The following is a 7,560-nucleotide window of genomic DNA, read 5'->3' as shown; positions in this document are numbered from 1 at the left end:
GGGGGGGGGGGGGGGCGGCGCCCCCCCCCCGCCTGGTGTGTGCTCAAAAGTGTACGGGCCCCGTGGCTCCCCCGGGGGGCCCTGAACAGCGTGGGCTGCCGACGAAAAGGCTCTACCTGCAGGAACAGCCCGACCTGATGGCATCAATCCCACGCTAATCAAGATCATTTCCCAGCGAGCTGGGAGATGAGATTCATCCGTCGAAATGTTGCACTTCCGGCGTGTCAATGATAATGGACGGTGCCTGATGGGTCACCATGGTAACGACACAGATCGGGGTGATCCGGTGAACCAGTTGGTGACTCAGCCACCTGCCATGCTCGCGGGCCGTGTGCTCGCCTACGTAGATGAGGCCCACTGCTCTGCAGCGGTCACGGCGACCGGCTCGCATCCTGCAAGTGGTTTGGTTGTGGCGAAGCCAAGCGGGATTGGTCTGACTCGTCAGTTGCGTAGCGCCGGGTACGGAGCACCGATTGTGGTTGATGTGCGCAGTTGGGCAGACAGGTTTGCCTCGGTAGACGCTCCGACTGATCTGGCGGATGACAGCGGCCTGCTTCCTGCTATCACACTTGATGAGTGGGCCGATCCTGTCCTGCGAGCCGGTGCGACTGCGGTATTGACGCCGTCGAGGTTCGTGCGGGCCGGTGATTGGCCGGCGTTGAAGGCTGTCCTCAACGCCGGGGAAGAGGCGAGTTTGCCGACAATCGTGACGCTCGTGGCGACGGACGCGGCAATGCTTGATCCCCAGTATTTCGCGACGTTCGTCCAGTTGACATCAGCTAGGCGTCAGCCTGTGGGGTTCGTATTCGCATCAAATCAACCACCGTTCAACAGGCGTGGAAGGGCCGCTGCCCTGCGGGCCCTGACCAAGGCGGTGCCCGGTTCGATGTTGCTCGGCGTGGACGCCTTGGTTGGCCTGGACGCTCCGGTCCATGGCGCGCACATGAGCGCGATCGGTATCACCGGTGGCCAGCGACGTCCTCGTCGGCCCGGCGACAACGGAGGCGGTGGCAACGCTCGTGATTGGGTTCCCGGGTTGTTCCTTCGAGACTTGTGGGAGCAGCGAAGCCCGAGCACGTATGCGGACTGGTACGCCAACAGCCGGTCGCCGGTGTGCGCTGCGTGCGGCGGTCGCGCGTTGGACTCGTTTGGCAACAGCGATGACGAGAAGCACGCGGTGTTGAGCCACAACGTCCACGCCTGGCTGGGCGTGCTCACCGAGATGCGACAGGTTGCCGACACTGAGCGGGCCGGATGGCTGGCGGAGCAACGACTCGGCGGATTCGAAGCTCACGCGATGCTTCGACCGGCGGGCGTCAGAATGGAAGCTGATCTGGTTCTGCGGCAGCTTGTCGAGCTGGACGACCCCGGACGTCGCCGCACGACCCCGGACGGAGCGTGGCTGTAGCTGCGCGCCAGATGGTGTAGACCCGCTCGGTGAACCGCCAGCCTGCGGCCTTGACGTAGTGCTGCTTCCAGGGCGCGGGAGCTACGAGTTGCTGAATCTGGTCGCCATCCATAACCCATACACCGACGCCGAGGCAGTCGGCTTCCCAGATCTTGTGGTCCAGTCGCTGGGGCCGGGAAGGCAGCAGCAGAACCCGTTGCGCGAACGGTTCGAAGGCAGCTGCCCTGCGCAGTCCCACCCGCCAGGTCGTGTCGCGGACCACGACGAGGCTGACCCGCACAACCGGTTTCAGCACACGCCGCACACAAGTCTCGGACGTCTCGACGGCGGCCGCCGGGGCGGCACAGAACGCTGAGCTATCCCGCGGTGACAGGTCCCGCCGCAGGATGGGTTCGCCGTAGGGCAAAGTCAACAGCCGATCCAGCAACGGCAAGTCGGTGATGCCGACAAAACCGGCCGCTAACCGCCGCTGGTGCTCGTTCCAGTCGATCTCGACGACCGCGTCGCCGGAACCCCCGCTGACCGCCGCCGCGTCTGGCACGACCTCGCACCCCGCGAGTCCCGTCAGTGCCAGGACGTCCTTGGAGTCTGTCAGCAGGCCAGCGCGCACGAGGTGAGCTTCGCATGTTTGCGCGCAGTTGCGCGACATTGAAACGCAGTTAAACGCAATCCATCACGTTACGATCGCCACGTGGACAGTCCGCGCTCTGCAGCACACCGGCCTATGACGGCCGCAGAGGTAGGGCGGCTTGCCGGCGTGTCGCCGAACACCGTGCGTGGCTGGGCACGACGCAACCCGCCCCTTGTGGCGACAAGGCTTCCTAACGGGCAAGACGGGTTTCTCTGGTCGCAGCTTCTTGAATTCTGCGAAGTGAACGCGCACCTGCCAGCCGCGCGGAAAATTCTTGATCGGGAACACGCGCGGACCAGGTCAGCAGCCGCAGCCGACGGTCTGTCTAAGAGCACCGTCGACCTCGAAACACTGCGCGCAATTGCGCGGGATCTGCGTGCAGCTGCGCACAGCAACCTGCAGGCCGCGTTGACTGCTGCACGCCACGCCGAGGCGTCGGCCAAGGCTCACCGCGAACAGCTCGAACACCTCGCCACCACGTTGGCCGCGTACGACAGCGCGTTGAGCACCATCACAGCACCTGCAACGCTGCACGATTAAATAACTGCACGCTAGCCCTGGTGGCGATTTTTGATCCTTCCCGATGCCACTCAGGTTGCCGGCAGAATCCGCTGCCTAAAGCGAAGGCGGGCACTGGGTGGATACAAGTCCGCGCTGTCTGCTGCTTGTTCCCTAGGTTCGAAGGCGACTGTTGCCGAGACTCTGACCGCCACCCCGGACAACGTGAGGACTGGTCTTAGACGCGACCTGCACTCGCCGTCGTCCCCCGCAAGGGTGCCCCGCTGGACCGGATACTGCCGCGATGTGGGAGTTGACATCGACGTCCACCAGCTTCGACTCGGCGCTGATCAGGCCGATAGCCCGTGGTCCGGGCACAGAGTACGTGAGATCCGAGAAGGTCAACATGGCACCGCGCTGTTCGACGTTTGTGCTGGCGCTCTTCATCGGATGAAGCAGACGGACGTGCTGGCGTATTCCAAGGAGCTAGCAGGCAAGCTCCTCGATCGCATGCGATGGGACGAGGGCGATCACGGAACAGGCTTTGGAGAGCGCAGCAGCCGCCGCAGAACCTGACGACGATCGTTGCCACCGCGACGCAGGCGCTGGAGTTCAACCTGCGTCGACTCCGGTAGGTGTCGGTGGCAGGTCCATCGCTCCCTTTCTGAGACGGTGAGTTCCGTCGGCGTCCGGAGGAGGGCGGGCAGTCAGGAGCTTGGCTGCCCGTGCCAGACGGGCTACTGGCAGGTCTGTGATCTGGGGCCTGCCCCGAGCGTCTTCGTGGCTAGTTCGGTTATGGGTTCGCTCGGTACCTGACTGGGTGATTCGCGCGTGGCGCGTGCTGTTGGGGCCGCGTGTGAGGGCTGCATACCGTAGTTTTCATCGCGTGTCAGGGACCAGACAGCCCATAGATGCGGCGTTGGCCGCCAGGGTGAAGTCGTTGTTGGACGCCTCGGAGCAGCGTGTTGCTGCTCTGGCGGCCGAGCTGGAGCGCGTGCAGCGCGAGGCGGACCGGTACCGCAGTCTGCAGGCCTTGTTAGATGAGATCCTCAATGACCTGGGTATGTCGTCTGGGGCAGACGACCCCGTCGGAGCGTCCGGCGAGGCGGGTCAGGCCAGGCCCGATACCGATCGGCCGTTCACCGCTGCCGAGGCGTCGCACAAGACGCGTCGTGACGACGCGGACAATGAAGCGCCTATCGAGGATGTCTATCAGGTGGTGAAGGCCCGCGCGGGCGAGGTGGTGACCACGCGCGATGTGCTTGCGGAGTTCCCGGGCGCGACGCGGGTTCAGATCAGTGATCGCCTGGGGCGGCTGAAGAGACAGGGCAAAATTACCGGGGTATCCAAGGGGAAGTTCCGGTTCGATCCGCCCGCGGTTCCTGCTCCTGTCCGAGCGACCTCGCCCGCACAGGAGCGGCACGACCGTGAAGAGGGCGCGCCGCGCGAGCGGATCGGGCTTCTATTGAACCTGAAACCCCACCAGGGCTGGCTCCCCGAGGAGATGGCCGCAGCAATAAGCCACGCGAACCCCGACTTCGTGCGGGCGCTGATGCAGGACATGGCGCACTGCGGTGAGGCTGTCGCCGACGGTGCCGGCCGCTATTGGCCACCCCGCCCCTCCGCCGTCGTGACCGCTCTGACCGCTGCCGATGATCGGCAGGTGGGTATGGCGTAGCGCAAGAAGGCCGCCACCGAACACATCGCTCGGTGGCGGCCGGTCGACAACACCCTCACCTCGAACGACCCACCACCTTGCCAGGAAACCGGGTTGTTCGAGACCTCTCGGGCCTCGTCGTGCTCGCACGCTAGCGGACCTCTGCGTCCGTCTGCTGCTTTTTCACTCGTTCGGGGCTTGTCGTGTCGTGTCCGCCCGCCCCGAAAGGCTCGCATCCATGCTGTTTCCTCCTGGCCACAAGGCCGGGTCCAGTGCGAACGAGATCCCGAGCGCTCGTTCCAGGTCGGCCAGTACCGCGATGGTCGGCCAGACCCGGCCTTCGACGATGTTAACGATCGTCTGCCTGTTGACGGCCGCGGCTTTGCTGACCGCGTTGAGGCTTCTTCCTTGTTCGGCCAGCAGCCGAGCCAGCCGCGCGGAGATGCCTTGCGCGATCGTCGCGGCGTGGTCTCCGTCGAGGTCGGCATGAGGCCAGTCGCCGGACACGACGTGGCTGCGGGGCGCGTGGGACCGGCGAGTAGTACCCATTCAGCCCACCCTCCACAAGGCTGCTATTCCAATAGCATGGCCGCTCCTGGAGTCTATGTCCCGAGGAGAGCGGTGCAGCGACGGATCGCGACCTTCGTCCCGCGCGACACGCCACCAGCCTGGGACCGGGTCTGCGACCGGGTGCGTGCTCTGGTCAGTCAGGCCGGGCCCGGGCTGCCCTACGACGCGGCCGAGCTGATGTCGGTCGTGGCCAGGCTGGCGATGTTCTGCGACGGGCACGGGATCATCGACGCGCGGACATGGCTGGACGCGAGCACCATCGACTGGTTTCTGGACCTGGGCTGTTCCGGGCTGTCCTCGCACACCCGCGCGACCTACCGGGCTCGCCTGCGGAGGCTGTCCGACGCGGTCCACGGGGTCGACGGCGCGATACCTATCCCGTTGTCCGCGTCGGACACCGCCCGCCCCTACACCTCGGGTGAGCAGGCCAGTCTGTGGTCGTGGGCGAGGTCGCAGCCCACTGACGGGCTGCGCACCGCCTGCATCCTGCTGCTGACCCTGGGGCTGGGCTGCGGGTTGTCGACCGAGGAGGTCATCGCCCTGCGCGCGGGCCAGGTCCGGGTCGTCGGCAACGGCGCGGTCGTGATCGAGATCCTGGGGCGGCGGGCACGGCTGGTGGTTTGCTGCCAGCGCTGGGAACAGGCCCTGGCAGGACAACTCGCGGACGTAGAGAGCGAATTCCTGTTCCGTCCCAAGACTGTCCGGGCGAAGAACCTGGTGTCGAACCTGCTGGGGCGGGCTCATCGCAGTCCCACCACCCCGCCGGTCAAGGTCGCTCGGATGCGCGACACCTGGCTCGCCGAGCACCTGGCCGCGGGGACGCCGTTGCCGGTGCTGGTCGCCGCCGCCGGACTGGACGGCCTCTCGAGTCTGGACCGGTTGCTGCCGCACCTGCCGCAGGTCGGGGCACAGCGGGCCGAACGGCACCTGCGCGAGCGAGCGTGAATGCCGCGGCCGCCGCGGAGAGCGTGCTCGGCGACGAGCTCGTTCCCGTTCCGGACGCCGAACTCGACCGCGCCCGCAGCTACATCGCCGACACTGGCCTGGTCGAGTTCTTCACCACCGCGCTGGCCCGGCGACGGCGCAGCCCCGCCGGCCGGCCCCGCACCATCACGGTCGAGGCGCTGCTGGTCGGGCTGTTGCTGACTGCGGTGACCGACCGGACCGTGCTGCTGACCGGGGTGAACATGCTGCTGCACCACCGCATCACGCCCCGGTCCCGCCGACTGCTCGGCATCGGGGAGCGGGTGTTGACCGCCGACTCGGTGGAGGCCTCCTACGCGGTCATCCGCCGGTTGTTCCACGCGATGATCACCGTGTTCGACGACTCGCCGAACCCGAAGAACCGGAAGCTGTCCGAGGACGAACTCGCTGCCCGCCTGCGCCCGATGACCTTGGGCGAGCAGGCCGAACTCCGCACACTGCGGGATTGGGTGGGTCATCGGGTACTCGCTCCGAGCTGGGCCGGGATGCTGGAAGTTCTGCGGTCCTATCCGGCGACCGGCAGTTGCGTGGACGCGACCCCGATCCGAGCCAACGCACGCAAACCGTCCCGCCAGTCCGGAACGACCTCGGCCGACCCCGACGCCGGGCTCTACCTCCGCTCCATCACGGAGAAACCCCGTCCCGGCGCGAGTACTTCGGGCAAGGCGAAGAAGAAGATCGTGAAGGAGCTGTTCGGCTACGAGGCCACGCTGCTGGTCAACGGCTCGACCCATCCGGTCGACGACCGGATCGCACCACCGGTCCTGGTCGGCGGCTACACCCTCGAACGTCCTGGGCACCGCCCCGGCGGCGCCGCGACCGACGTGCTCAAACACGCCGTCGCGGACGGGTGGCCGACCGGGATGCTCGCTGGGGATCGTGCCTATAACAACAGTGAACCGGACACGTTCCAGCTCCCGACCGGGGCACTGGGGTTCGGGCTGCTGTTCGACTACCGCGACGACCAGCTCGGCATCCAGGCCGAGCACGCCGGCGCAGTCCAGGTCGAGGGACGGTGGCACTGCCCACACATGCCCGCCACCCTCACCGACACCACCGCCGAGTTCCGCGGCGAGCAGATCGACGAGCGCACCTGGCGGCAACGCCTGGTTGCCCGCCGGGCCTACGAACTTCGTCCGAAAGCGCACCCTGACAACGAGGGACACCAGCGGATGCTCTGCCCCGCCGCCGGGACACAACCGACCGTTCGCTGTCCGCTGAAGAAGTCGTCGATGCGGTTCACCGCCAAACCCACCGTGGTCCCCGCGGCGAGCCCGGTCGAGCCGCCGGTGGTCTGCGCGCAGCAGTCGGTGACGATCCCGCCGGAGGCCGGGGCGAAGCACGGCCAGGCGTTGCCGTTCGAGAGCCCGGAATGGGACAGGGCCTATCACACGCTGCGCAACGGGATCGAGGGCACGAACGGCTACCTCAAAGACCCGACCAACACCAACCTCGAATCGGCCGGATGCCGCCGGATCCGCGGCATCGCGGCGGTCCACTTCCTCGTCGGGTTCCAGCTCGCCGCCTCGAACCTGCGCAAACGCGCCCACTGGCGACACACTCACCCGGCCGACCCCGCGACACCACCTCGACGACGGCGACGCCGACGAGCAACCCGGCCGCTGACCGACTGGAAACCCGAAGCGAACTGAGGCGCTCACCGCACTGACCCGCGCGAACACCCAACCGCCTCCGCACACAGACCCCAGAAAGCAGTGAAGGGGGGCCGGGGGGGGGGCCGGGCCCCGGACCAAACGCCCCCCCACCCGCCCCAAAGAGGGGGACCGCGGGGGGGGTTGGGGGGGGGCCCCC

General features: G+C 67.0%; 7 protein-coding genes. 5 read left to right on the top strand and 2 right to left on the bottom strand.

The genetic code is table 11. The features are described 5' to 3' along the window. Positions 1–286 precede the first annotated feature (286 nt). Positions 287–1,408 carry a hypothetical protein gene (locus ACFWY9_RS19645; RefSeq protein ID WP_378339465.1) on the top strand — a complete coding sequence of 374 codons (1,122 nt, stop codon included), beginning with the start codon at positions 287–289 and terminating at the stop codon, positions 1,406–1,408. Here ACFWY9_RS19645 and ACFWY9_RS19640 read toward each other — a convergent pair. Then, positions 1,317–2,018: a hypothetical protein gene (locus ACFWY9_RS19640; protein WP_378339464.1), complete on the bottom strand. Its 702-nt coding sequence runs from the start codon at positions 2,016–2,018 to the stop codon at positions 1,317–1,319. The genes ACFWY9_RS19645 and ACFWY9_RS19640 overlap by 92 nt on opposite strands. 114 nt (positions 2,019–2,132) lie before the next feature. Here ACFWY9_RS19640 and ACFWY9_RS19635 point away from each other — a divergent pair, with 114 nt between their 5' ends. After that, positions 2,133–2,579, top strand: coding sequence for a hypothetical protein (locus ACFWY9_RS19635; protein WP_378339463.1), 447 nt, complete (start codon positions 2,133–2,135; stop codon positions 2,577–2,579). 901 nt (positions 2,580–3,480) lie between these two features. Beyond that, the gene (locus ACFWY9_RS19630; protein WP_378339462.1) at positions 3,481–4,215 is read left to right on the top strand and encodes a hypothetical protein; all 735 of its coding nucleotides are present in this window, start codon (positions 3,481–3,483) and stop codon (positions 4,213–4,215) included. 162 nt (positions 4,216–4,377) lie between these two features. Here ACFWY9_RS19630 and ACFWY9_RS19625 read toward each other — a convergent pair whose 3' ends face one another. Beyond that, positions 4,378–4,743 carry a helix-turn-helix domain-containing protein gene (locus ACFWY9_RS19625; protein WP_378339461.1) on the bottom strand — a complete coding sequence of 122 codons (366 nt, stop codon included), beginning with the start codon at positions 4,741–4,743 and terminating at the stop codon, positions 4,378–4,380. 72 nt (positions 4,744–4,815) lie between these two features. Here ACFWY9_RS19625 and ACFWY9_RS19620 point away from each other — a divergent pair, with 72 nt between their 5' ends. Both ACFWY9_RS19620 and ACFWY9_RS19615 read left to right on the top strand, forming a co-directional pair. Then, on the top strand, positions 4,816–5,709 hold the full coding sequence (locus tag ACFWY9_RS19620) for a hypothetical protein (protein WP_378339460.1): 894 nt from the start codon (positions 4,816–4,818) through the stop codon (positions 5,707–5,709). Beyond that, positions 5,706–7,400 (top strand): hypothetical protein, encoded by a 1,695-nt coding sequence (locus ACFWY9_RS19615; RefSeq protein ID WP_378339459.1) that lies wholly within the window; start codon positions 5,706–5,708, stop codon positions 7,398–7,400. The genes ACFWY9_RS19620 and ACFWY9_RS19615 overlap by 4 nt, the downstream gene beginning before the upstream one ends. Positions 7,401–7,560 lie beyond the last annotated feature (160 nt).

Source organism: Amycolatopsis sp. NPDC059027, from assembly GCF_042739735.1.
Taxonomy (GTDB): domain Bacteria; phylum Actinomycetota; class Actinomycetes; order Mycobacteriales; family Pseudonocardiaceae; genus Amycolatopsis.
This window is presented reverse-complemented; position numbering and strand designations above follow the sequence as displayed.

Excerpts from the sequence above, each read along its gene's own strand:
- ACFWY9_RS19635 (WP_378339463.1), top strand. The coding sequence starts at position 2,133 with ATGACGGCCGCAGAGGTAGGGCGGCTTGCCGGCGTGTCGCCGAACACC.
- ACFWY9_RS19625 (WP_378339461.1), bottom strand. The coding sequence starts at position 4,743 with ATGGGTACTACTCGCCGGTCCCACGCGCCCCGCAGCCACGTCGTGTCC.